19 protein-coding genes and 1 pseudogene are annotated in these 23,261 nt (G+C 63.7%); 6 read left to right on the forward strand and 14 right to left on the reverse strand.

Annotated elements, in window-relative coordinates; translation table 11 throughout:
• Positions 1-38: 38 nt before the first annotated feature.
• Both ACFJGT_RS02360 and ACFJGT_RS02365 read left to right on the forward strand, forming a co-directional pair.
• Positions 39-1,490: a GumC family protein gene (locus tag ACFJGT_RS02360; RefSeq protein ID WP_377845480.1), complete on the forward strand. Its 1,452-nt coding sequence runs from the start codon at positions 39-41 to the stop codon at positions 1,488-1,490.
• A 77-nt stretch (positions 1,491-1,567) separates the two neighbouring features.
• Positions 1,568-3,118: an O-antigen ligase family protein gene (locus tag ACFJGT_RS02365; RefSeq protein WP_377845482.1), complete on the forward strand. Its 1,551-nt coding sequence runs from the start codon at positions 1,568-1,570 to the stop codon at positions 3,116-3,118.
• A gap of 41 nt (positions 3,119-3,159) precedes the next feature.
• Here the strand turns inward: ACFJGT_RS02365 and ACFJGT_RS02370 are convergent, their stop codons facing one another.
• The 5 genes and pseudogenes from ACFJGT_RS02370 to ACFJGT_RS02390 all read right to left on the reverse strand — a co-directional run.
• Positions 3,160-3,705: an acyltransferase gene (locus ACFJGT_RS02370; RefSeq protein ID WP_377845484.1), complete on the reverse strand. Its 546-nt coding sequence runs from the start codon at positions 3,703-3,705 to the stop codon at positions 3,160-3,162.
• A gap of 398 nt (positions 3,706-4,103) precedes the next feature.
• Positions 4,104-4,553 carry a hypothetical protein gene (locus ACFJGT_RS02375; RefSeq protein ID WP_377845486.1) on the reverse strand — a complete coding sequence of 150 codons (450 nt, stop codon included), beginning with the start codon at positions 4,551-4,553 and terminating at the stop codon, positions 4,104-4,106.
• Between the two features lie 543 nt (positions 4,554-5,096).
• The gene (locus ACFJGT_RS02380) at positions 5,097-5,294 is read right to left on the reverse strand and encodes a hypothetical protein (protein WP_377845488.1); all 198 of its coding nucleotides are present in this window, start codon (positions 5,292-5,294) and stop codon (positions 5,097-5,099) included.
• Between the two features lie 578 nt (positions 5,295-5,872).
• Positions 5,873-6,388 (reverse strand): glycosyltransferase family 2 protein, encoded by a 516-nt coding sequence (locus ACFJGT_RS02385; protein WP_377845490.1) that lies wholly within the window; start codon positions 6,386-6,388, stop codon positions 5,873-5,875.
• A gap of 52 nt (positions 6,389-6,440) precedes the next feature.
• Positions 6,441-6,788, reverse strand: a pseudogene (locus tag ACFJGT_RS02390) (glycosyltransferase family 2 protein); the annotation flags it as partial.
• A gap of 447 nt (positions 6,789-7,235) precedes the next feature.
• Between ACFJGT_RS02390 and ACFJGT_RS02395 the strand changes: the two are divergent.
• The 3 genes from ACFJGT_RS02395 (at position 7,236) to ACFJGT_RS02405 (ending at position 11,336) form a co-directional block, all read left to right on the forward strand.
• A complete protein-coding gene (locus ACFJGT_RS02395) occupies positions 7,236-7,880 on the forward strand; it encodes a hypothetical protein (RefSeq protein ID WP_377845492.1) in 645 nt (214 codons plus the stop codon).
• Positions 7,881-8,126: 246 nt separating this feature from the next.
• On the forward strand, positions 8,127-9,953 hold the full coding sequence (locus tag ACFJGT_RS02400; RefSeq protein ID WP_377845495.1) for a type I secretion system permease/ATPase: 1,827 nt from the start codon (positions 8,127-8,129) through the stop codon (positions 9,951-9,953).
• Between the two features lie 45 nt (positions 9,954-9,998).
• Entirely contained in the window at positions 9,999-11,336 is a 1,338-nt protein-coding gene (locus ACFJGT_RS02405) for an HlyD family type I secretion periplasmic adaptor subunit (RefSeq protein ID WP_377845497.1), read from the forward strand.
• 154 nt (positions 11,337-11,490) lie between these two features.
• Here ACFJGT_RS02405 and ACFJGT_RS02410 read toward each other — a convergent pair whose 3' ends face one another.
• From ACFJGT_RS02410 to ACFJGT_RS02420, 3 genes are all read right to left on the reverse strand, one after another.
• Positions 11,491-12,123, reverse strand: a complete 633-nt coding sequence (locus tag ACFJGT_RS02410) for a hypothetical protein (RefSeq protein WP_377845499.1) — start codon at positions 12,121-12,123, stop codon at positions 11,491-11,493.
• 319 nt (positions 12,124-12,442) lie between these two features.
• Positions 12,443-13,771 carry an HlyD family type I secretion periplasmic adaptor subunit gene (locus ACFJGT_RS02415; protein ID WP_377845501.1) on the reverse strand — a complete coding sequence of 443 codons (1,329 nt, stop codon included), beginning with the start codon at positions 13,769-13,771 and terminating at the stop codon, positions 12,443-12,445.
• Entirely contained in the window at positions 13,768-15,633 is a 1,866-nt protein-coding gene (locus ACFJGT_RS02420) for a type I secretion system permease/ATPase (protein ID WP_377845503.1), read from the reverse strand. Before ACFJGT_RS02420 ends, ACFJGT_RS02415 begins: the two co-directional genes overlap by 4 nt.
• Positions 15,634-16,079: 446 nt before the next feature.
• Here ACFJGT_RS02420 and ACFJGT_RS02425 point away from each other — a divergent pair, with 446 nt between their 5' ends.
• Complete coding sequence (locus ACFJGT_RS02425) at positions 16,080-17,186, forward strand: right-handed parallel beta-helix repeat-containing protein (protein WP_377845506.1); 1,107 nt, start codon at positions 16,080-16,082, stop codon at positions 17,184-17,186.
• Positions 17,187-17,252: 66 nt separating this feature from the next.
• Here ACFJGT_RS02425 and ACFJGT_RS02430 read toward each other — a convergent pair whose 3' ends face one another.
• From ACFJGT_RS02430 to ACFJGT_RS02455, 6 genes are all read right to left on the reverse strand, one after another.
• Positions 17,253-18,038 (reverse strand): SDR family oxidoreductase, encoded by a 786-nt coding sequence (locus ACFJGT_RS02430; protein ID WP_377845508.1) that lies wholly within the window; start codon positions 18,036-18,038, stop codon positions 17,253-17,255.
• A 90-nt stretch (positions 18,039-18,128) separates the two neighbouring features.
• A complete protein-coding gene (locus ACFJGT_RS02435) occupies positions 18,129-18,812 on the reverse strand; it encodes an aspartate/glutamate racemase family protein (RefSeq protein ID WP_377845510.1) in 684 nt (227 codons plus the stop codon).
• Positions 18,809-19,468, reverse strand: coding sequence for a flavin reductase family protein (locus ACFJGT_RS02440; RefSeq protein WP_377845512.1), 660 nt, complete (start codon positions 19,466-19,468; stop codon positions 18,809-18,811). Before ACFJGT_RS02440 ends, ACFJGT_RS02435 begins: the two co-directional genes overlap by 4 nt.
• A 4-nt stretch (positions 19,469-19,472) precedes the next feature.
• Entirely contained in the window at positions 19,473-20,717 is a 1,245-nt protein-coding gene (locus ACFJGT_RS02445; protein WP_377845514.1) for a Zn-dependent hydrolase, read from the reverse strand.
• 5 nt (positions 20,718-20,722) lie between these two features.
• Positions 20,723-22,072, reverse strand: coding sequence for a dihydroorotase family protein (locus tag ACFJGT_RS02450; protein ID WP_377845517.1), 1,350 nt, complete (start codon positions 22,070-22,072; stop codon positions 20,723-20,725).
• Between the two features lie 43 nt (positions 22,073-22,115).
• On the reverse strand, positions 22,116-23,213 hold the full coding sequence (locus tag ACFJGT_RS02455) for a DUF917 domain-containing protein (RefSeq protein WP_377845519.1): 1,098 nt from the start codon (positions 23,211-23,213) through the stop codon (positions 22,116-22,118).
• Positions 23,214-23,261: the final 48 nt, after the last annotated feature.

Raw genomic sequence — 23,261 nt, forward strand, 5'->3', positions numbered from 1 at the left:
AAACGTGAAAACAAGGTCACGGGCGGGCGAGATTACACATGAATCTGCACCAGCTTTGGAAAATATTGTCGAGCCGGCACTGGATCATCTGGTGTGTTTTCGCAGCCTCGGTCCTTTCTGCCTTTGTGGCGACGCGTTTGATAAAGCCGCAATACACCGCGACGGCCCAGCTTTACGTCAACTTGGCGGACGCGAACGGAGCGACGAACGCACAGGTCCCCGGCGCTGTCGTCAGAAATTACATCAGCACGCAGGTTGAGGCTATTCGCAGCCGCGGTACGGCGTTGCTCGTCGTCGAACGTGAGAAGCTGGCCGCCGATCCGGCCTGGAAAGCCGCGTTCGCGGCGAGAGCTCAGGAGGGCGAGCAGATTGACGATTGGGTCGCCAGCGTCCTGATGCGTGGTTTGGAGGTCATGCGTCAGGCTGCCAGCGATGTTATTTCTATCAGCTATCGCAGCGATGACCGGGAGCTTGCCGCGAAAATGGCCAATGCCTTTGCGGGTGCTTTCCTGCGCAAGGACGTCGAACTTCGCGTAGGGTCGGCTCAGGAGCTCTCCAAATGGTACGATGAGAGGCTGGCGTTGCTGCGCGTTCGCTTCCTTGAGGTCGAGACGAAGCGCTCAGAGCTCAGGCTCCAAGCGATCCGTCGGGGGGACGTCGAGGCGACGGGCGCGCAGGATCCGTTGTCGTCGATGGCAACTCAGATGGCAAACGCGCGCAATGCGGTGCTCCAAGCAAAGGCAGCGCTCGAAATGGCGCGTAACGGGCAGGGCCCTGCAGCGGAGAATCCCGAGCTGCTGGCCCTGCGCAAGCAGGTGACCGACACCGAACTTGCGCTGAAACGCGAGTTGCCGTTGCTTGGCGAGAGCCATCGGAGAATTCAGTTCCTCAGAACAAACCTGCAGCAGTCGAAGGTTCAGGTCGAGGCTGCCTCGGTTCGGTTGCGTGCGGATTTGATCGCCGACAAGGAGCGCGAACTGGCGGCAGCCGAGCGGCGCGTTGAGGAGACAGGGACCCAGATGAGCCGCGACGAGACACAGCGGCACGACCAGGTCAAAAGCCGCGCCGAAGCCGTCGCTCTGGACCGCGAGATCGAAAGCCTGAGGTCGCAGATCGATCTTCTCGTGCAGCGTCGCGAGCGTTCGATCGTCGAGAGTGCGGCATCTCAAGGCAACACGAGCATCCTGTCTCAGGCGGCTATACCGTCCAGCCCGAGCTGGCCGCGTATCCCGCTGGTCATGGCACTCGCCGCTGCGCTTGGGCTGGCCTTTGGGTTGGCGCTTGCCTTCCTTCGGGAGATGTTTGATCGGCGCGTACGTTGTTCGGATGATCTGACCGCGTACTTCAACGCTCCGCTACTGGGCGATATCAAGGGGCAAAAGCTGTCGAAGGCTATGGCCAAGCTGCCACCGAGTTTCGATCGGCTGGCCGGGCGCTTGCGTGACGAGGCGCCCAAGATGCTCGATCCGGCGATCGAGGCGGTGAGGTGAGCCTAGCGAGCCCTCACGAGACAGACAGATCCAGATTATCGGTCAACGCCGATGCCCGGTGGGCATTGGCGGTTGTATTGTTCGGCGCCTTTGTTGGCTTATTCCTGCCGGCTGCTCTTGAAGGCGGGCTGGAGGTCTATTTTCTGGTTTTGGGCGTTATCATCGTCGTCGGGATTTTCTCGATGCCGAGGAAGAAGGCGTTCGACGACCGTGTTTGTTGGGGCCTGTATCTTACGTTTTTATCGCTGTACTCTCTTTATCCGCATTATATCTCTTTGAGAATTAGCGGTTTGCCGTGGTTGAGCCCGGTTCGTATCGCCCTTGCGATGTTGTTTTTCGTTTGGCTGTACGCCTATCGTCAATCTTCGGAGATCGAGAGCACGCTTCGTCGCCACCTCCGTGAGAACCGGATGTTTTTCGTGTTTTTCGGGATTTTCATCGCGGCGCAGGTTTTGAGTTTGCCAACCTCTCGCCTGCTTTCCCAGTCACTGACCAAGTTCCTTTTGTTCCAGTTCACCTGGACGTTTCCGTTCCTCGCGACGATTTCCCTGATCACAACCGAGCAGCGGTTGCGGCTCGTCGCGGGGCTCTTTGTCGTGTTCGCTGCGATCCAGTGCGGGATGGGGTTTGTCGAGGCCAGGTTTGAGCGTTTGCTCTGGCTGGATTTCCTTCCTCCCGGTTTCGGCGCCGACTCGGAAGTCTTGCAGCGCATCATTCAAGGGCAATTCCGGGTGGATGGATACCGCGTTCAAGGCTCTTTCTCGGTCAGCCTTGTCTACGCGGAATTCCTAGTGATGATGCTTCCTTTCGCGATTTTCGCGTTTATTGGCGCGCGCTCGCGTTTCGTTCGCTTTGCAGCCTTGGCTACGGCCATCGCGATTTTGCCTGCCCAGTTCTTATCGGGTTCGCGTCTCGGCACCGTTGGAACGATCGTCGTTCTGCTGCTGTTTCTGATCGTTCATGTGATGCGTGTGAGGAAGGCGAACAAGCGCAGCATGCTGGGGCCGTTCCTCATGCTGATGCTCCCCTTTGCCTTGGCGGCCTTCGCGGCGGCCTATGTCGCGAGCCCGCGTTTGCAATCGATGACGATTGGCAGCGGCCAGCACCAGGCGAGTACCGACGGGCGACTTGAGCAGCTCGCGCGGGCGATCCCGCGAATTGCAGAGAGACCGCTTTTTGGGCACGGCGTCGGCATCGGTGCCGAGACGCTCGGGTTTCAAAATTTGGCCGGCGTCCTGACGATCGACAGCTACGCACTGAATTTGCTGCTCGAAGTCGGGCTCGTAGGAACCGCCGGATTTCTCGGGATGATTGCCTGGACGATCATAGCCGGCATTCGCACAAGCCTGCGCGACGACGAAAGGCCAAATTACATCGGCGGTGCTGTCGCGCTTTCCCTCGCCGCTTTCGTAACAACCAAGCTCGTTCTTTCGCAGATCGACACGCAGATGCTGGCCTTCGCGACGATGGCATTGGGGCTTGTCATCCGGACTGGAATCCAGCCCTCAGCCGCGGCAAGCGTCGCCGCGACCGCGAATGCGCCCATACTTCGCAAGCGGCCCTTGCGGGTTCCGGTTGCCATGGTCGGGGCGGGCGCGCCGCGCGCCTATCTCACACGCCGCCAATAGCCAAAGTAGCCGCTGCCGCAAACTCTTCGAGGGGCGCGTGCTCAGCCAGTTTTGATGCCGTTTCTTTCGCGGAGAACTGCGCCCTCGGCATAACCGGCTTCAAAGTGCTCTTGCAATATGCCCCAGCGACCGGTCTTGATGTCGGACCGAAGGATCTTTGCTGGATTGCCACCGACAATAGAATTGGGTGGCACATCTTGGACCACTACGGCGCCAGTCGCGACGATGCAATGGTCACCGACGCGCACTCCGGGCATGATGATGGAGTGGGCGCCGATGAAGCAGTTCTTGCCAATATAGGTGTCCGTCGTCAGAACGCGTGACATGTCATGCGTCAGGATCACCGCTTCGAATGCGATATAGGTGCCGTCATCAACATGGACGCCACTCGGATTGGTCCAGTCGAGATTGGCTTTGAGCGATATACGACAGCCTGGGTGAAGGTCCATTCCGAGATAGCGACGCAGCCACCACAATCGCATCTCTAGGAGCTTGTTGCGCAGCCCGAGTGCCACCTTCATCAGGGCGCGCTTTGGTTTTGGCAGCCGGGCACGGCTGCGAAAGGGGGGAGGGGCGGCTTGAGTCATTGTTCTCGTTTGCCGCCATTCTTCGGAGTGCGGGACCTTGGTCTTACAGCCGCAGATATAAGGTGCATGCCATCCCCAAGGAAGCCGAGTTCTTCCTAGCCTGAATTGGTTCCGGACATGATGGCCGGAGGGCGCGAAATATTATCCCAAAGGTGTTTTTAAATTCTTGCCGAAAGCAGCTTTCGCGGGGATGTATGATCCGCGCGGCCGGCGCAGCTATTATTGCTTGCTCTCGGCGTTAAATGCGGCTCAGCTTCGCGAGTGAAATGCGTCGAGCTCTGCATGGCGGAATAGAAAAACCGCGACGCTTTCGCGTCGCGGCTATCAAATGTGATCCGGCTAAGGCTCAGAAGTGGGTGCCCAGCGTAGCCAGGTAAGCATCCCACTTGGCGCTCAGGCTACCGGACCAAGCATCGAGCAGAACGATTTCCTGGGTGGCGCCCGTCACGGAGTTCTTGATCGTGAAGGTGATATCCGTGCCGGTGGCGACGTTGTTCTGCAGGTCGACGCCGTTCGCAGTGGTGACGTTGAGGTAGCCCTTGGTTACCCCCGACGATCTCGACGTTCTGGCCGCCGCCGGAGCTGAGGAAGCTCAGCGCGTCGTTCTGACGAATGTCGAAATCGGTGATGTAGTCGGTCGCGCCGTTCGTGATGTGGCCAGCGCTCCATTGGAACGTGTCAGCGCCAAGGCCGCCGGTCATGACGTCGGAGCCCGCGCCGCCGATGATCAGGTCGTTGCCCTTGCCGCCGAAAATGACGTCATTGCCGCTCAGGCCCTGCATCTTGTCGTTGGCAGCCGTGCCGACAAGGTTGTCGTCTGTATGCGGGTTGCCGATAACGTCGTTCATTTTATTACCCTTCCACTTAATCGAGGTCGCCCGAGAGGCGAGGATAAGCCGCCGCAATAATCCAACCGCTTGGTGGAAAGGTTTATCAAACACTAACGTAACGTTGTCAAGTGTGTCGATCGTCGGCGGATAGCGCGATCATTAGGGCGTTATCTTGATGGGATTTTTGATAAAACTGTTTATTTTCAATGGTTTAAGAGATGCGCTAAAATTTGATGAATTTTCGCGCATCGAGATTTTTCAAGTCTTGATGCAGAGAATCTGGTCGCTGTGCGGTACGGTGGGGAAATTCTTCAGGAGAAAACTGTTAATATATATGCTGAGCGCGTCGCGTGGTGGCGGCATTCATGCTTTAGACTCGGATCTACATGTGAGCACGCTGCCGCGACAAGCACTGTGCGCGGTACGCAGGGGCGCAGTTCGATGTGTGCCATTGAGCGTCTTGGCTGAGCTTTATTCCCGATCGCGCCGTTACAAAATGTTCTGGCGGCCGATGGAGCGCATCCGGGCGGTGAGGTAGCCGCTACAAATCCCAAGTCTCTCTCAAGCCATCGCATTGCTGCTTTGAGCGGCGGCGGCAGCGAGCGCAGCCCGTTGCTCGACGGTGCCAAGCGTCAGCGCCACGACCTCGCGCTCGTCCTGCGTCGTGCAGTCGCTGACGAGCGGGTATCCCACCGCGGTGAACCACCCGCTGAATTCGCGACCATAGACCAGCGGGACCACTCCAACGGCAGGCGACACGGCCGCTGTCGTCGCATGCATGCGTGAGCCGGCCCGTACGTCGAGACCCGATATGAGGCTTTTAGCCTCGCTGACGATGAGAAGCGTGATGCGATCGTGACGTCCGAGAGCTTCTCGTCGATGATGCGGGGCACATAACTGTCGTCCTCGCTATTGTCCGAGCGCAGCGAGTGCCCCGGCAACGCGATCCGCTGTGGCGGCGAGGCTGGCGCGAGCCTGTACCTCTCCCGCGCAGGGACTGTTTCACTGACGCTTATGATTTCGTGCTCACCCAGTGCGAGCGGTGACCCATGATGCCAGCCCACCAGCCGAGATCGCCGGCCGGTTCGCAGAAGTTGACGGCGGCTCCACTCGGCAACATGGCCATCGCGGCTCGGTTTACCCGCCTACCTGGATCCAAGCGGGCTTCCGAGGCGGCATAGCCGTCCGCTTTCAGCGCTTGCAGGAGATCATCATAGGCTTTCGCAACCAGTCTCGCAGACATACACGGACAGATCGGGACGATGCTGCTGAGCCAATGCTTCGAGCAGTGCGCGAATATCGTCCTCTGCGATAGGAGGCGAGCGTGACCGAGACGCTCACCTGGACGGCCCCACCTTGCCGGATCTGCTGGAGTGGTTGAATGGAGAGCCATCGCGCAGCATCACCCGCCACATTTCGACAAAACGATAGCCGCGGATCGCGAACAGGACGCCGATTGCCTTCAGGCGATCGGTCGGGGAAGTTAATTTCGAGCTGACGGCTGCATTCCATGCATGCGGGATTGGCGAGGCGAGGACGAAGAACGAACGCATGATCCAAGCCGATCGGGACTGCCCGCGCGAACGCGCGTAAAGATAGCCTTCTCGCGTCAGCCGGCGCCATTTCGAGACCAGCTCGGCCCAATTGCGCCGGGCGGGGTGGCCGATCACGACGTCTGGCGCGTAACGCAACCGATAGCCGGCCGCCACCGCGCGGTGGCTCCAATCGACATCCTCGGATATCGCTTTCCGAAAGCCGCCCACGGCGTCGAACACCGCCCGCGTAACGAACATGTTGCCTGAGCCGGTGAACTGCTTCTTCGTGATGTAGCGTTCGAAGTCGAACGCGAACACCGAACTCGAAAGCTTCTGTCGCGCTGAGATGTCCCGGCTTCTCTGGCAGGACATCAACCCGGCCTCCGACGACATCCGCGTCTTCAAGCCTCAGGACGCCCTTGGCGATCCAATCCGCAGCCGGCACGCAATCGGAATCGATAAAGGCGAGAACCTCGCCATCGGAAGCCGCGACTCCGGCATTCCGCGCCGGCCCCGCTCCCTGCTCGGTGGCCAGTATGACCTCGGCGGATCCGCCGACGACCCGACGGACCTCTCCCAGCCCGCAACGCGAATTGTTGTCGACGACGATGACGCGATACGCGTCATGGCCACCTGTCTGGTGGTCGAGCCTGTCGAGACAGTGTCGAAGCCTGTCCAGGTCGTCGAAATGGGGAATGATGACGGAAACGCGCTTCATGCTGGCCTGGGTCACGTGAGGGATTCCACTTCAGGCTTCCGAAGCCAGTTCCGCCAAACGGCATGGAGCGATGGCGCGACACGCCGGATCGATATCGATCGCGCCTGTCTTACGGCGGTCCGCTGTCGCATTGTATCCGACGGTACGGAGCAGCGGCAAACCTTGGGGCACTTGCCGACCCGCGCTTCCGGTCAGTCTGTATCGGCGGTTCTCATCTGACATGGCGACGCTTCCTGCCATCGGACTGCCGGAATCTCAATGGTTTACGTGACCTTGATAATCAAATGTTAGCGGCATGATTAAAGTTGTCGATTTCGCCGAGTGATGGCGATGAAATAGGAACAATTAACTGAATTATCGCGAGGAAACTTAACTACGCTCCCACACGTCGATTTAAACTTTCAGGTGTTAGCTGAGGATAAGAACTGAAAATGACAGGGAAGCATCATGAATACGTTCGTTGTTACGTCTGGTCGCAAGGTTAGCGCGATTGTCGCTGGCTCGATGATTGCGGCTTTCGCCTCGTTCCATGGCATCGACGCCAGCCGCGCCGATGAACCGGCCCCCGCCGCGGAGCAGGTTGCGTCCGTCGGGTTCGAAGCTCCCGTGCTCACCACGGGCTCTCTCCCGGCCAAGAGCGTCGTCGCCGCTGAGACGACGGAGCGCTTCCTCGTGCATCGCTCGGCAATCCGGAGGGACAGCGTCGCTATCTCGGTGGTGGCGCTCGACACCCAGGAAGAGCGCACGATCGATCTGCCGGGTGTCGTCGGAATGTCGTTCAACAAGGTCTGCCGCACCGCGGACGGCGTTCGGACGGCTTGCGGGTCGCGGGCGCGGGTCCAGCTTGTGAACTTCGTGACGCGCAAGGAGATGACCTGCACCATGTCGGCTCCCACTGGCGCGGTGCCGAAGGTGATCTCCTGCGCGATCGATGGCGTGGACGTGGCCGAGTGGATCGTCCGCTCCGGGATCGGCCGGCCGACCGTCGACGGTGTGCATGTCGCGGCCGTGCGCGAAGCGCGCAGCTCCGAGCGCGGCATGTGGGCCGACGCTGAAACCCGCAACGATCTCGTCCTGGCTGCGCATCGCTGAGCGTGGCCTGCACATGGCGCGGCCACCGCCGCTATCGCCGGTGGCCCGCACGCTGCCTTGACGCAGGGTTGGTCATCATGGGCCTGACCGATTAACCTCTACGGCATGTGAAGGAGACGAGGTCTCATCGGAGCCTTGGAAATAAGGCTATTGTACTGCTATAACCGGACAGTCGCTGGCTGAACTGGCGATGCGCACGCCAAATCGACGCTCTTCTTGGCGATCACGACTGCCCATGGAGTTGTAATGGCGTTCGGCGATGCAATCCAGCTTGGCCGCGATCGGGCCAGCACGCCCATGGCCGATGCTCTCCGGACCTGCCGCCAAGCGTTTTGGGCGCTGTTTTTCTTCAGCGGCCTGATCAACATCCTGATGTTGACCGGCTCGTTCTACATGCTGCAGGTCTATGACCGGGTGCTGCTCAGTGGAAGCGTGCCGACCCTGATCATGCTCAGCATCATGGCGCTGATCGCCTTTACGTTCCAGGGTGCCCTCGAGATCATTCGGACCCGCATCTTCGGGCGCGTGGCGGAGCGGGTCGATCTGGCCACCGGCCCGGTACTCTACAACCATCTCGTCAGGCTGCAGGCTTCCCGTCCGGGGATGGCTGGTGAACAGATGCAGCCGTTTCGCGATCTGGAGGCCATACGCGGTTTCCTCTCGGGGGCTGGCCCCGTCGCATTCTTCGACTTTCCCTGGTTGCCGATCTATCTTGTGCTGTGCTTCCTGCTTCATCCGATCATCGGGCTGTTTGCAGTGTTCTGCGTCGTGCTGCTGCTCACTGTGGCGGTCGTCAGCGAAGCCAAGCAGCACAAGCCCACGATGGTCGCCTACGAGGCGGCGTCCCGCCGCAACGTGCTGGCGGCGAACTCGCTGCAGGCGGCGGAGGCTATCCTCTCGATGGGCATGCTGGATGCCATGCGCCAGCGCTGGGAAGGGCAGAACAATCGCTATTCCACCCTGGCCCTGAAGGCCAACGACGTTTCCAGCGGCCTGGCTTCGGCTTCGCGCACGCTGCGCATGGTCATCCAGTCGGCGACGCTCGGTCTCGGTGCCTATCTGGTCATCAAGGGCGAGATGACCGCCGGCACGATCATCGCGGGCTCGATCATCAGTTCACGAACCATCGCACCGATCGACATGGCCGTGTCGAGCTATCGCAGCTTCCAGCAGGCGCGGTTCGGCTATAACCGCCTCGCCGAGCTGCTGAAGGGTGCGCGGCAGTCCAACGACAAGCTGCTGCTCATGGCGCCGCACCGCTCCCTGAGCGTCGAGAACATCGTCGTCGTTGCCCCCGGGGACGGGCGGCCGCTGATTAAGGGCGCTAATTTCCGTCTCGCTGCCGGGCAGGGTCTGGGCATTATCGGTCACTCGGCCTCCGGGAAATCGACGCTTGGTCGGGCGCTCGTCGGTCTCTGGCATCCCGCCCGCGGCCAGGTGTTGCTGGATGGGGCCTCGCTGCTGCATTGGAACGCCGATCAGCTCGGACAGCATGTCGGCTATCTGCCGCATGACGTGCAATTGTTCGAGGGAACGATCGCCGAGAACATCAGCCGGTTCAAGCCGAACGCGCCTGCCGACAAGATCCACCGGGCGGCCCTGGCGGCGGGCTGCTACGAGCAGCTGCTGGCGATGCCGCAAGGCATGAACACGCGGGTCGGGGCCGGTGGACTGTATCTTTCGGCCGGCCAACGGCAGCGCATCGGCCTGGCCCGGGCGCTCTATGACGATCCCTTCCTCGTCGTCCTCGACGAGCCGAATTCAAATCTCGACGCCGATGGCGAGCAGGCCGTGACTGCCGCGATCCTGCAGGTGCGGCAGCGCGGCGGTATCGCGATCGTTATCGCGCATCGGCCCAGTGCGATCGCCGCTGTGGATGTTCTGCTTGTATTGCGCGATGGCTTCGTAGTTGGCTATGGCGACAAGAATGAAGTCCTGCGGGAAAATATGGCCAACACGGCGGCGACCCAGGTTGCGACCGGCGATGCTCCGCCGGCGGGCCTCGCTTCGGCTCGCAATAATCCGGGTTTGCCGCGTGTCGAAAATGGCCCCTCGGGCCGCCCCGGAGTGTGAGATGAGCAGCTTGTCCCCGCGCAAGGCCGTATCGAGGGTTTCGCCATGACCGAGCTGCTCGAATTCAAAGGCAAGGATGCCGTGGAGGGACGGCGCCCCCGGGAAATGGGCTGGTATATCCGGCTTGGACTGATCGCCAGCGTCACCTTCGTCGGCGCAGGGATGGCCTGGGGCACGATGGCGCCGCTCGAAGGTGCGGTCATCGCCTCAGGCACCGTGGTGCTCGAACACAATATCAACAAGGTGCAGCACGCGGTCGGCGGCGTGGTCGGCGCGATCCTGGTTCAGGAAGGCCAGCGTGTCGCGGCCGGAGACGTCGTGATGCGGCTTGACGAGACGGCCACGCGGGTCAACCGGCAGATCATCGTGAACGACCTCAACAGCCAGCGGATTCGCCAGGCGCGCCTGAATGCCGAGCGGGAGCAGGCGGCCACGATCACTGTCCCTGCCGATCTGAAGGCCCTGGCTGCTACCGATCCCGACATCAAGCAGGCATTGGCCAGCGAGACGGCGCTGTTCGCGGCGCGCGCACGGACCCGCGTCGGCCAGCGCGCCCAGCTGGCCGAGCAGATCAAGCAGTCGCAGCAGGAGATCAGGGGCACGGACGCGCAGTACAAGTCGGCCTTGGAGCAGGTGCGCGTTGCCGAGCTCGAGCTCGTCGACATGCGCAGCCTGCTCGCCAAGAATCTCGTCGCCAAGCCGCGCGTGACGCAGTTGGAGCGCGAGGTTGCCCGCATTCGGGGCACGATCGGGGAACTCACGGCGCGTGGCGCGCAGATCAACGCGCGGATTAGCGAAACCGAGTTGCAGATCCTGCAGATCGACAGGGCGCTTGAAACGGAGGTCGCGAAGGACAGTCGCGAAGCGGAAGCGAAGATTTCGGAGCTCAATGAAAAGCTCGCGACGGCCGATGACCAGCTGCGTCGGATCGACCTGCGCTCGCCCAGCGACGGCATCGTGCATCAGATGCAGATTCATAATGTCGGCGGCGTCATTGGGCCCGGTTCGCCGGTCATGAGCATCGTGCCGGAGCGCGACACGCTGGTCATCGAGGCCAAGGTGAACCCGATCGATATCGATCAGATCCATGCCGATCAGTCGGCGCGCGTGCGCTTCACTGCCTTCAACAGCCGCACGACACCCGAGTTGCAGGGCTCGATCTTCAGAATCGGCGCCGATATCCTGCGCGATGACCGCACCGGAGCGATGTACTATGTCGTCGGCGTTCGCGTCAGCGACCAGGAAAGCGCGCGTCTCGGCAAGTTGCGGCTGATTCCCGGCATGCCGGCCGAGGTCTTCATCAAGACATCCGAGCGGACGGTTGCCAATTTTCTGATGAAGCCGCTGTTCGAGCACATGAATCGCGCGTTCCGCGAGGAGTAGTCTTTGTAATTCGCAAAGACCGGCCGTTTGTCGAAGTCGGTGGGCGGAGGAGATTGCGCCGGTTAAGCTGACTACAGCCGTCCCGGCTAGGTCGGTGAGCGGAGACCGACAGGGCAGGGCACCGCGCGCTGGAGCGCGCGATACCCCTTCGGCATTAGATGCCGTAGGCGCCGCCGGCGGTGACGAATGCGTCGGCCCAGCCGTTCAGCACGATGGTCTGCTGATGGACGCCGTCATCGAGCTTCAGGATCAGCGCATTGCAGAAGCCCTTCTGGGCGGTTGCGCCGGTCGAATACTTGACGAGCTCGACGAGGTCGTCGACCGAATCCGCCACGAAGCCCTCGCCATAGCGAGCGGGGTTGACGGGGTAGGGCACGGTGATGTCGAGATCGTTGCCGATACCGGTCTCCGTGATGCCGTCCTTGTCGTCGAACGTCCCGGCCTTGAAGCCGTAGACGACGAGTTTGTCGCCCTGCGAGAAGTTGAGGTCGGCCACGACATCGGTGTCGCGGCAGCCCGAGACCTGCGCGCCGTCGAAGCGAAACTGGTCCGCGCCGCAGCCGCCGATCAAGATGTCGTCACCGCCGCCACCGAGCAGCCAGTCGTCGCCATCGCCGCCGAACAGCAGATCGTTGCCATTGCCGCCGTCGATATAGTCGTTACCCTTCTTCCCGAGGAGGATGTCGCTTCTGTCCCCGCCAAAGATCGAATCATCCTGGCTGCTTCCGCGGAGAAAGTCGCTTTTCGCTGTTCCGTATATTTTGTTTTGTTGTCCTGGGATCGCCATTCAACTAACTCCCCTCACCTAACCAGTAAACCGATTTTACTGGTTAATGAATTGTTTACTGAGGGGTTTGAAAGCGTCAATCGCACTGTTAAATAATCATTAATTTGTCTTCTTGCTGGCGGTAGCATTATCGCTACCCTGCCGTAGATGTCGGTAGGCGGGCGGCGACGCGGCGAACGAATTTCAGAGCCGATCCGATGCCTGATCTTCAGGGGTATGCGAGCGCTGCCGCTGCCGCCATGCGTCGACGGGACCTTAGATCTATCAGTGAGGGGAGTGTCTTGCCCGACTGCCCCATCGCGGTTGAGGCGCTTGCGCCTCAGCGTTCCCGGAAAGCCCTGGCGATCTGGTCCGAGAGCGGCTTGAGCAGGAAGGTCAGCGGTGTCCTGTCGCCGGTCTTGACCAGGGCTTCAGCCTGCATGCCCGACTTGACTTCGAGCGGAGCGAGCCGCTCGATTTCGCCCTCCAGCAGTGCAATCCGGATTGTGTAGAGGCTGGCCCCGGTCTGCTGTTCCTTCGAGACGTCGGGGGCCATGCGCGCGATCTTGCCGCGCAATTCCGGGGTCGTGCGCTGGTTGAAGGCGTGGATACGAACGATGACGGGCTGGCCTAGCCGCAACTGGTCATAGTCCAGCGGCGAGACCTTCGCTTCGAGATTGAGCTGCTCCTCGCTCGGCACGATCAGCATCACCGGCTCGGCGGGATTGATCACCCCGCCGACATTGTGGACCGCGAGCTGATGTACATAGCCGGAGGAGGGCGCCCGGATTTCCATCCGCTTGAACTGGTCCTCTGCAGCGGCGCGGCGCTGCACCAGCTCGGAGATCTTGGCTTCGTTCTCGCGCAGATCGCGTAGAACCTCGGTCCGGAGATCCTCGTTGATCTGGAGGATCTGGAGTTCCGTCTCGGCGATCTTCCCTTCCGCCTGGGCGATCTGGGCCGCGAGCTGACCATGAACGCCATCGATCGCGACGGCATCGCGCTCCAGTCCCGACAGGCGGCTGAGGCTGACGAGATTGCGCTTGTAGAGGCCGCGCACGCCTTCTAGTTCGCGCGCCGTGAGCGCCGCTTCGCGCACCTTGGCCTCCATCTGCCCTTTCAGGCCCGTGATCTCGCTGCCGAGCTGGTCGATGCGCCGCGTCAGCTGCGAGCGCGTGCCGTTGCGGGCCGCGGCCCTGGCGTCGAAAAGGCGCCTTTCGGCGGCCAGCAGCACGGCGAAATTCGGCTCGGCGCTGCGCGACGCGAGGGCCTCCGGGAACTCCAGTCGAGACGCTTGGTCGCGTTCCGCTTCGAGACGAGCGGAGCGGACGCGTGCCTCGTCGAGCTGGTGGCTGATGATCTGCAGATTGGTGCGCGTCACTGTCTCGTCGAGGCGGATCAGGACGTCACCCTGATGGACGAGCGCACCCTCGCGCACCTTGATGTCGCTGACCACACCGCCGGTCAGATGCTGTACTTTCTTGGTGCTGTTCTCGACGACGAACTGCGCCGCAGCCACGACGGCCCCGGAGATCGACACTGTGGTTGTCCATACCCCGACCGTGCCGATGAACAGGCTGGATGCGATATAGCCGCTGCGGCGCAGCCGCCTGATGGCGCGTTCATGGGTGCCCGAGCGGGTCGTGTCGCGGCCGGATGACGAGGTCATGAATGGGCCCTCTGTTCCTGCGCCAGCATTTCCCGCGCTTCTTCAGCGTCGCGCATGGTGCGGGCCATGCGCCGGAGCTCGCGGATGGACGGCTCCAGCGCGTCCGCCGTGCGCGGGCCGGTGTCGGGGGCGGCGGCTGCGGCTGGACGGGGCGCGCGCTCGGGCATCGGTTCGCTGCGGGTCGTGGCGGCCAGCACTTCGTCGCGGGGCCCGAAGGCCTGGAGCCTGCCTTCGTTCATGACACCCACCAGATCGACGGCTGACAGACCGGAGGGACGATGCGTGATCACGATGACGACGCCGCGTCGCGCCTTCACCGACTGGATCGCGGCGGCAAGCGCGTTGTCGCCATCCGCATCGAGGCTGGAGTTCGGCTCGTCAAGCACGACGAGGAAGGGATCGCCGTAAAGCGCGCGCGCCAGCGCGATCCGCTGGCGTTGGCCGCCCGACAGTGCCGCGCCGCCTTCGCCGACGACGGTTTCATAGCCTTCCGGCAGGGCGACGATCATGTCATGGGCCCCGGCGATCGCGGTCGCGGCCAGAATGCGCTCGCTGGTGGCCTCAGGATCGAAGCGCGCGATGTTCTCGGCGATGGTGCCGGGGAATAGTTCGACATCCTGGGGCAGGTAGCCGATCGAGCGGCCGAGGCTATCGCCATCCCATTGCGTCATCAATGCGCCGTCGAGCCGCACCGCGCCGCGGGCCGGCTGCCAGATGCCCACCAGAGCCCGAGCAAGGCTGGATTTCCCCGAGCCCGAAGGGCCGATCAGGCCGAGCGACTGGCCGGCGCTCAATTGGAAGCGGACGCTCATCACGATGAAGCGGCGGCTGCTGGGCGGGTTCAGGGTGACGTCCTCGACGCTGATCGTGCGGCTGGGCGCCGGCAGAGACAAGGCGCGCCGAGACGCTTCATGCTCTGGCAGGATCGCCTTCAGCCTGGCATAGCCCTGCCGTGCGGCGATGAACGCCTTGAGATGGGCGACCGCGAGTTCGACTGGCGCAAGCGCGCGGCTGGTCAGGACCGAAGCCGCCAGCATCGAACCGCCCGACATTTCGCCGCGGATCACCAGGAGCGCGCCGAGCCCCAGAACGGCCGATTGCAGGGTGAGGCGGAACATCTTAGCGAAGGAGTTGACGCGGCCCGTCGTCTGGGAAAGCTGCATGTAGTCATCGACATGGCGGGCGTGGATCAGGTCGAAGCGCTCCGAGAATGAGCTGCTCATGCCCAGCGCCGAGATCGCTTCGGCATTGCGCCGGCCGGTTTCCAGCATCGCGAACTGGGCGGAGCCGCTCTGCGCGACCCGCTTGCCGGGAGCGACCGAGAAGCGCTCGGTCAGCACCGTCAGCCCGACGATCATCAGCATGCCGCCGATTGCCAGCCAGCCGAGCCAGGGATGCAGCATGAAGCAGACGAACAGGAACACCGGGGCGAAGGGAATGTCGATCAGCGCCGTCGGCCCCAGGCTGCTCAGGAAGGTCCTGAGTGCAGCCAGATCCCGGAAGGGTTGGAGCGAGTCGGTCGGATTGGCGCCGTTCACCGGGGCGCTCATGGCGGCGCGGACCGTCAGCGGTGCAAGCTCTGCATCGACGGCGGCACCGATGCGGCCGAGCATCTGGAGTCGGATGTGATCGAGCCAGCCTTGCAGGGCATAGGCCGCCAACGCGATGACCGAGACGCCAACCAGCGTCGCCACCGATCGGCTCGCCAGGACGCGGTCATAGACCTGCATCATGTAGATCGAGCCGGTCAGCATCAGGAGATTGACGATGGTCGAGAAGACAGCGACGTGGATCCACGCCCGCGAGGTGCCTCGCAGCGCAGCGGAAACGACGTTGCCTGAGACTGAATCGTCGCGAACCATAACTTGACACCGGGTACCGGACGATCTTGACGACGCCCCGCCTCGCCGCAGAATGGTCGAGCATGGTGTAAAAAACCTTTCCGTAATGCGCTTTTTTGAAGAGAACTGCCCGCCGGAACGCTAGGTCATGTGCGGAGGGGGCAAGCCGGCCTATCCGCGACGGGCTGCGACGCGCAAGGACGAAGCCAGTGCCGATCGCCCGTGGCGGATCCAAGGATCTTGCCCCTGGCAAGCACTGGTTGCGATGGTCATCCGGGCGGTTCCGATCGGCCGCGTCCGCGCGTATTCGGAACGCATCACCTAACTGGACATGCTGCGAAATTCAGCCGAATACTCCCGATAGGCGCGAGCAGCGCGCCCGACGGCCGAGGACTGTAAGTGTGTCGATTCGATTTTTGATCCTGACTTGCATGTTGTCGATCGGGGTCGCGTCCTCCGCTCCCGTCATGGCCCAGACCGCAAGCCGCCCAGCAGATCGCGTGGCGGTGGGTTCGGTCGCGGAATTCGATCAGGCGCTCGCCGCGGCCGGCGAAACCAAGATCATCGCGCTGAAGCCGGGCATCTATGACACGCTAACGATTCGAGCGGCGTCCGCGGTAACGGCAGTCTTGGTCGTCGCCGCCGAGCCGGCCAACCGCCCCGTCATCCACAAGCTGTCGATCTCCGGCTCGCGCAACATCACGCTGGAAGGGCTTCGCTTCGTCGGTACGGGGCGCGAAACGCCGGAGGCCTTCCTGGCGGAGATCCAGCAGAGCCAGAATATCCGGATCCGGAAATCCGAGTTCACCTCGCCTCAAGGCCAGGCCGCGAACAACGCTGGCGCGCTACGGGTTGTCGACGTCGACACGCTGCAAGTGGCAGATAGCGTCTTCGAGAACCTGCGCCGTGGCATCCTGGTCGAGCGCAGCAAGGCCGTTGTCATAGAGCATAATCGGTTTCGCCGGCTCGACGTGAATGGGCTGACCGCCACGCAGACGGACGGCCTGACCTTCGACAGCAACCGGCTCGACGAATTCCGGCCGGAGCCGGTTGGCGCTCGTCACTTCCTGACGATGTCGACGCGGCAGACGACCGCGCCGTCCCGGAACATCCGGATTACGCGCAACGTCATGCTTCAGATGGAAGGGGAGCCGATCAACGGCATCTTCCTGGGAAACGAAGAAAAGCGACCCTACGAGAATGTCGAGGTGTCCAAGAACATCATCGTCATCGGTGCTCCGCACGGCATCACGGTCGATTACGCGACCAATGCCTCGATCACGGATAACATGGTCCTGGATTCCGTCCAGTCGATCTACAACAACGCCATCCGCCTGCAGAACGCCAGAAAAGGCGATGTCAGTCGCAACCTCGCAGTGGCCTATGGCTATAATGCCAGTCAAGGCATCGTGTCGCTGCGCAACGTCACGGTGCCGCGCCAAAACAGTGCGACCCGTCGCCGGATTGTGGAGCGCTTGCTGGACGGGCTGAAACAGCAGGGCGCGGCCGCTTATCCGGTGCATGCCGGGCACTCGGTTCTGCCCGAACATCGCGCCGCCGGCCCACGACCTTGATCCATTCGAGCTCCGCTGGCCGGCCGTGCAGGCGATATGTAACCGCCTGCACGCTTCGCCGGGACGTCACACGCTGCGGATCAACCCGCCATCGATGCGGATCTTTGCGCCCGTTACATAGCTCGCCCGTTCGCTGGCGAGGAAGGTGACGACATCGGCGAATTCCTGCGGCTTGCCATAACGGCCGGCCGGAATCGCCGCCATCGAGGCCTTGGCCACCGCCTCGCGGGTCCCGCCGCTGCGCGCCGCCGCCACATCGTCGAGCTGGTCGACGCGCTCGGTATGGATGCGGCCGGGCAGCACGACATTGACCGTGACCCCGCTGCCGGCGACCTCGGAGGCCAGCGTCTTCGACCAGCCGATCACGGCGGCGCGGATGCCGTTGGAAAGCGCAAGGCGCGGAATCGGTTGCTCGACGCCCGAGGAGGCGATGGTGACGATGCGGCCGAAGCCGCGCTCCGTCATCGCTGGCAACAGGCGCTGCGCCAGATGGAACAGGTTGGCGGCCATGCCCTCGAAATGCTTCAACCAGTCGTCGCGCTTGGCATCGCGTGCCTCGCCGGGCGGCGGACCGCCTGAGTTGCCGATCAGGATGTCGACGCCGCCTTCCGCGATCAGCTTCTCCGCAAGAGCATCGACCGAGGCAAGATCGGTGAGGTCGAGGTTGGCGGCGCTGGCGCGGCCACGCTGCTCCGCCGGCAGGCTGGCGATCCAGCCATCGGTCACATCGGTGCTGCGCGCCGCGGCGATCACCGTCGCGCCTTCAGCGACGAGCGTCTGCGCGATCACCGCGCCAAGCCCGCGGCTGGCGCCGAGCACAAGGGCACGCTTTCCGGAAAGTCCGAGGTCCATCAATCAATCTCCCTGAGCCGCCGATCCCGTCGCGCTGTGCGGTTCGATATCGGCGTTCTTAGCCTGCGACAATACGCGGCTAGGAACGCGTCAGCCCTTTTCGAGAGGGCGCCCGCCCCAGCCCAGTCTGACGCGCCCGAGCGCCATGGTCACCGCAGCTTGCGTCGGCTCGACGACCGGCACGCCGAGTTCGCGCTCCAACGGTTCGCGGAAGCGCGCCATACCGGCGCAGCCCATCACCAGCACATCGGCATGATGCGTATCGCGCAAGGTGCGTCCGACGGTGATCATGCGGCCGAGCGTGAGCTCATCATCGGCCATCTCGGCGATGGTGAGGTTGACCGGCAGATCGCCGGCAAAGCGGCCCATCACGCCCATGGCGCCGAGATAGCGCAGATGGCGCGGGATCGAATTCTGCAGCATCGCGACGATGCCGAAGCGTTGGCCCAGCGTCAGTGCCGTCAGGACGCCGGATTCGGCGATGCCGAGCACCGGCTTGGTGCTCTGCTCGCGCAGGGCATGCATGCCAGGGTCGGAAAAGCAGGCGATGACGAAGGCGGCTGCTTCGTTTTCGAGGCCGGCGGCCCGCTGGAGGAGGGCGGGGATCAGCCCGTCCACATCGCGTTGCGACTGGATGCCGGGCGGCCCCTCGGCGAGCGTCAGGCACTCGATCGCAGGGCCGCCTGCTAGGCGCAGGGGCGCGACAGCGACGTCGATCTCGCGGGTCACGCGCTCGGTCGAATTGGGGTTGATGACGTAGATCGTGCCGCTCACGATATCTCTCCCTCAGGGTTGGCCTGCGTCCGTTCGCGCCAGCCGTCCAGCGTCTGGCGCGGCTCCTGGAAGCGGTCGCCCAGGCCGAGATACCAGTCGGCGCCATGCAAACGGCCGACGAGATCGAGCTTGTCGATATCGACATGCAGGCGATCGTCGACGATGCCGTCGCGGATATGGAGATGGACGATCTCGCCGATGACGAGATTGCGATGCCTGGTGCCGAACGAGAGAGACACCGTCTCGCGGCATTCGAGCTGGACCGGGGAGACGGCGAGCCGCGGTGCCGCGACCTTGGCGCTCGCCACGGTATCGAGCCCGGCGGCCGCGATCTCGTCGATCTCGGAAGGGAAATCGATGGCGCAGACCTGCATCGCCGCGACCATGGCCCGGTCGACGAGATTGACGACGAAGCTGCCGGTCTCGCGGATATTGCGCATCGTGTCCTTTAGCGGCGCCGTGCCACTGCGGCCCTCGATACCGAGCACGACCAGCGGCGGCGCATGGCTGAACACATTGAAGAAACTGAAGGGCGCGGCATTGGCGCGGCCCTTCTCGTCGACCGTGGTGACCAGCGCGATCGGGCGCGGCAGCACCGTGTTGACGAGGAGCTTGTAGAGATCACGCTCCCCGAGGTCGCTCGCGGCCCAGTCCATCGCTTCAGCCCAGTTGCGCGTCGAGCAGGCGCACCGTTTCGGCCAGCACGCGGGCGCCGTCGCCGGCCTGGTCCGGTGTGATCGATTCCTCCGGCGCATGGCTGCGTCCCTCGAGGCAGGGCACGAAGATCATGCCGACCGGGCCAATATGGGCGATGTGGACGCCGTCATGGCCGGCTCCGCTTGGCAGGTCGCGCGTGGCGAGCCCGAGCACGGCGGACGCATTGGCGATGGCCGAGCGAACCTCCGGCGCGCAAGCTGTCGGCGCCACATGGCTGAGCGGCTCGACTGCGATGGTGAGGCGCAGTTCTTCGAGGGCAGGGCGCAGATCGCGCACCAGCGCCTCGCCGAAGGCCTTGACCGCCGCCTCGTTGCCGGAGCGGACTTCGAGCGTCAGCACAGCCTCGCCCGGCACGGCATTCGCCGCATTGGGGCTGACCTCGATGCGCCCGAAGGTGGCGACCAGCGGCTGGTTGTCCCGCGCCGTCGCGAGCGCGCGCTTATAGGCGGCCTCGATCAGCTTCGCGGCGCCGACCAGCGCATCGGCCCGCAGCGGCATCGGCGTTGCGCCGGCATGGTCGGCCCGGCCGGTGACGATGATGCGCTCGCGGCGGATGCCGACGATATCGGTGACGATGCCGATCGGGACGCGCTCGTTTTCCAGCACGCGGCCCTGCTCGATATGGACCTCGACATAGGCCGCGATGCCGTCGGCCGGCCGCTTGACCGAGGCCAGCTCCTCCGGCCGGCCGCCGACGAAGGCGATGCCTTCGCGCAGCGTCATGCCGTCCGGGCGGGTCATCGCCAGATGCTCTTCGCTCAACGTTCCCGCGAGCGCGCGGCTGCCGATGCAGGAGAGGCCGAACTCGCTCGGCTCCTCAGCCAGGAAATCGAAGACCTCCAGCGTGTGACGCAGGCGGTCGCCCCGCTCGCTGAAGCTCTGTGCGACTTCCAGCGCGGCGAGCACCCCGAGCATGCCGTCATAGCGCCCGCCCGAGGGCACGGTGTCGGAATGCGAGCCGATCAGAATCGGCTTCAGCGTCGGATCGGCGCCGGCAAGCCGGCCGATCAGGTTGCCGGCGGCATCGAGCTCCGTTTCCAGCCCGGCCTCGCGGAATTCCGCCGCGAGCCATTCCCGGCCTTCGAGGAAACGTGGGGTGAAGGAGCGGCGCGTCCACGGGCGCTCCGGGTCGGTGATTTCGGAGAGTGCCTCGATACGGCGCCAGAGCCGGTCCTGATCGATCGCCATGGCGGTCACGCCGCCGGGCGCAGGAAGCGGCCGTCGCCGGCCTTGTTGCGGATTGCCTTGCCGTCCCAGGCGAGCTGGCCGCGGACATAGGTCGCCGCGACGCGGACGCGGAACTCGCGGCCCTCCATCGAGCTCCACTTCACCGCCGACAGGCTCTTGCCGGGATCATGGATGAAGCGGCCGGGCTCCAGCACGGTGATGTCGGCATCGGCGCCGGCTTCGAGCCGGCCCTTGTCGGCAAGCAAAAAGGCCTTGGCCGGCCCCTCGCAGAGCTGCTTCACCACGATGGTCGGGGACAGGCCGTGCTCCTCGCAGCCGGTCCAAAGCGCCGGCAGCAGGGTCTCGATGCCCGGTCCGCCCGAGGTATTCTTGAAGATCATCGGATCGCCCTTCTTCTCCAGCCCCCAGGAGACATGGTCCGACGAGATGAAGTCGCAATGGCCGGCGGCGAGATGGCTCCAGAGCAGGTCGCTCTCGGCCTTCGGGCGGATCGGCGGGTAATGCTTGATCTTGGCGCCGAAGCGCGGGCCGTGCTCCTCGGCATTGAGCATGAAATACTGCACGCAGCTCTCGACCGTCGCCTTGTGGCCGGCCTGCTTGTACATGTTGCAGATCTCGAAGCCGCGCGAGGTCGATACATGGACGGCATGGGCCCGGGCGCCGGTCTCGGCGCCGATCTCGTAGATGCGGGCGGTGGCGAGGTTCTCGACGAGGGGAGGGTGGGCGCGCAGGAAGGCGTCCGCGCCGGTATCGCCGGCCTCGACCAGCCGGGCGATATTGCGCCTTGTCATTTCCTGGTCCTGGTTATGGACGCCGCAGAGCAGGCCGGTTGGCTCGATCAGCTTGAAGGCCTCGTAGAGCGTGTCGTCGCCGATGCGGGGAAAGCGCGTCGGATTGGCCTCGAAGGTCGAGAACTTGAAGGCGCAGGCACCGGCCTCGACCAGGCCGGGAATGGCATGCAGGCCGTTCTCGATGGTGATCGTGGCATAGAGCGCAACGTCGACATGGGCATCGCGCTCGACCACCGCGACCTTCTCGTTGAAGAGCTTCGCATTGGTGACCGGCTCCGGCTCGTCATAGGGCATGTCGACCATCACGGTGACGCCGCCGGCTGCGGCTGCCCGCGAGCACATGCCGATGCCCTCGTGATTGGCCTGGCTGCCGGAATGGACCTGCCCGTCGATGACGCCGGGGATGATCCACTGTCCCCGGAAATCCTGCGTCTCACGGGCCGAGGGCGGCGTGCCCTGGCCGACCTTGCCGACCTTGCCGCCGCTGACGGCGACATAGCCGTCCTCGATGATCCGGTCGGACAGCACGATATTGCCGCGGAGGACGAGATCGAAATCGCTCATGTCGGGTATCCGGTGATCCTGCAGGATAGGCGAAGGAGCGCGCTCAGCCTTCCCGGCCGAGCGCGTAATCGGTGAAGTTCATGCCGAGCGCCTTCTCGACGATCGGATAGACGCTGGGGTCGGTCACGCTGGAGCTCAGCGGGATCTTGTCCTTGGGCACGCGCAGCACCGAGAGCTCCATGCCCTCGCGGACATGGCCGGAACTGACCGGCTGGCCGTCTGTGTCGAGCGTGGTGATCACGTCCGGGAAACAGGCATGGCGGGCGCCGTCGGGATCGGTCACCGCCATGTATTCGTTCATGACATGGATGGTGCGGGCGGCTGCCCCGGTGCCGACCTGGATCGTGCCGATATCGAAGGCCTCGTTGGTGTAGCGCACGTCCTTCTTCGCGACGGTGCCGCGCGCGATGATCGAGCCGCCGGTCTCGTCGCAGATCGCATTGATCACCGCGCTGCCGCCCTTCGGCTTGGCGGCGAGGATGCGCTCGCCCAGCGCCAGCGCCATCGAGATGCCGCCGAGCGCGGCGTTCTTCCGGACATAGGCAGCCGAGACGGGATTGCGGCAGGAGGCGATGAAGCCGCCCGACATGTCCGAGGCCGTGCGCAGGATCGGCGAGACCTTGGCGGTCGCGCCGCGCGTCACCAGCTCGATATACTGGTTCTTCGAACGGTTGCCGCCGACCGCGACCTGGATCGTCGCTTCCGGGCTGTTGGCGAGACCGATCGAGCCCATGTCGCCGGTGGGATGGGCACGGATGTCGCCGACTGCATCGACCACCTTCACGCCGAGGATGGCGCTGGGCAGCCAGGCGTTCAGCGTGCTCGACATGCCGTTCTGGCCGATGATCAGGCCGTAGATCGGCTTGCCCAGCGCCTCCTGCAGCAATTGCACGGCCTTGACGTAGTCGATGCCCCACATCTCCCACTCGGTCGTGCCGCCGGGCGCGCCGATGGCGGCGGCGGTGGCGATGATCGCGTCGTCGGGAATCTCGTCCATCGTGACGAGCTCGGGCCTGCCGGTATTGACCGCGGCGGTGCCGAGCATGCGGCCGTGATCGGCCCAGCCGCCGCCGCCCGCCGCGAAGACCGAACCGCCGGCCACGGCCGCCTCGACATCCCTGCTCGTCAGAAAGCGTCTCATCGGCCGGCCTCGTCCCTCGTCCACCGGTCGTGCCGGCAGGCCGAACTT

It is taken from the genome of Allobosea sp. UC22_33 (assembly GCF_042700715.1).
Lineage (GTDB): Bacteria > Pseudomonadota > Alphaproteobacteria > Rhizobiales > Beijerinckiaceae > Allobosea.

Coding starts and splice junctions, on each gene's coding strand:
- ACFJGT_RS02360 (WP_377845480.1), top strand. CDS start 39: ATGAATCTGCACCAGCTTTGGAAAATATTGTCGAGCCGGCACTGGATC.
- ACFJGT_RS02370 (WP_377845484.1), bottom strand. CDS start 3,705: ATGACTCAAGCCGCCCCTCCCCCCTTTCGCAGCCGTGCCCGGCTGCCA.
- ACFJGT_RS02375 (WP_377845486.1), bottom strand. CDS start 4,553: ATGAACGACGTTATCGGCAACCCGCATACAGACGACAACCTTGTCGGC.
- ACFJGT_RS02395 (WP_377845492.1), top strand. CDS start 7,236: ATGAATACGTTCGTTGTTACGTCTGGTCGCAAGGTTAGCGCGATTGTC.
- ACFJGT_RS02400 (WP_377845495.1), top strand. CDS start 8,127: ATGGCGTTCGGCGATGCAATCCAGCTTGGCCGCGATCGGGCCAGCACG.
- ACFJGT_RS02405 (WP_377845497.1), top strand. CDS start 9,999: ATGACCGAGCTGCTCGAATTCAAAGGCAAGGATGCCGTGGAGGGACGG.
- ACFJGT_RS02410 (WP_377845499.1), bottom strand. CDS start 12,123: ATGGCGATCCCAGGACAACAAAACAAAATATACGGAACAGCGAAAAGC.
- ACFJGT_RS02415 (WP_377845501.1), bottom strand. CDS start 13,771: ATGACCTCGTCATCCGGCCGCGACACGACCCGCTCGGGCACCCATGAA.
- ACFJGT_RS02420 (WP_377845503.1), bottom strand. CDS start 15,633: ATGGTTCGCGACGATTCAGTCTCAGGCAACGTCGTTTCCGCTGCGCTG.
- ACFJGT_RS02425 (WP_377845506.1), top strand. CDS start 16,080: ATGGCCCAGACCGCAAGCCGCCCAGCAGATCGCGTGGCGGTGGGTTCG.
- ACFJGT_RS02430 (WP_377845508.1), bottom strand. CDS start 18,038: ATGGACCTCGGACTTTCCGGAAAGCGTGCCCTTGTGCTCGGCGCCAGC.
- ACFJGT_RS02440 (WP_377845512.1), bottom strand. CDS start 19,468: ATGGACTGGGCCGCGAGCGACCTCGGGGAGCGTGATCTCTACAAGCTC.
- ACFJGT_RS02445 (WP_377845514.1), bottom strand. CDS start 20,717: ATGGCGATCGATCAGGACCGGCTCTGGCGCCGTATCGAGGCACTCTCC.
- ACFJGT_RS02450 (WP_377845517.1), bottom strand. CDS start 22,072: ATGAGCGATTTCGATCTCGTCCTCCGCGGCAATATCGTGCTGTCCGAC.
- ACFJGT_RS02455 (WP_377845519.1), bottom strand. CDS start 23,213: ATGAGACGCTTTCTGACGAGCAGGGATGTCGAGGCGGCCGTGGCCGGC.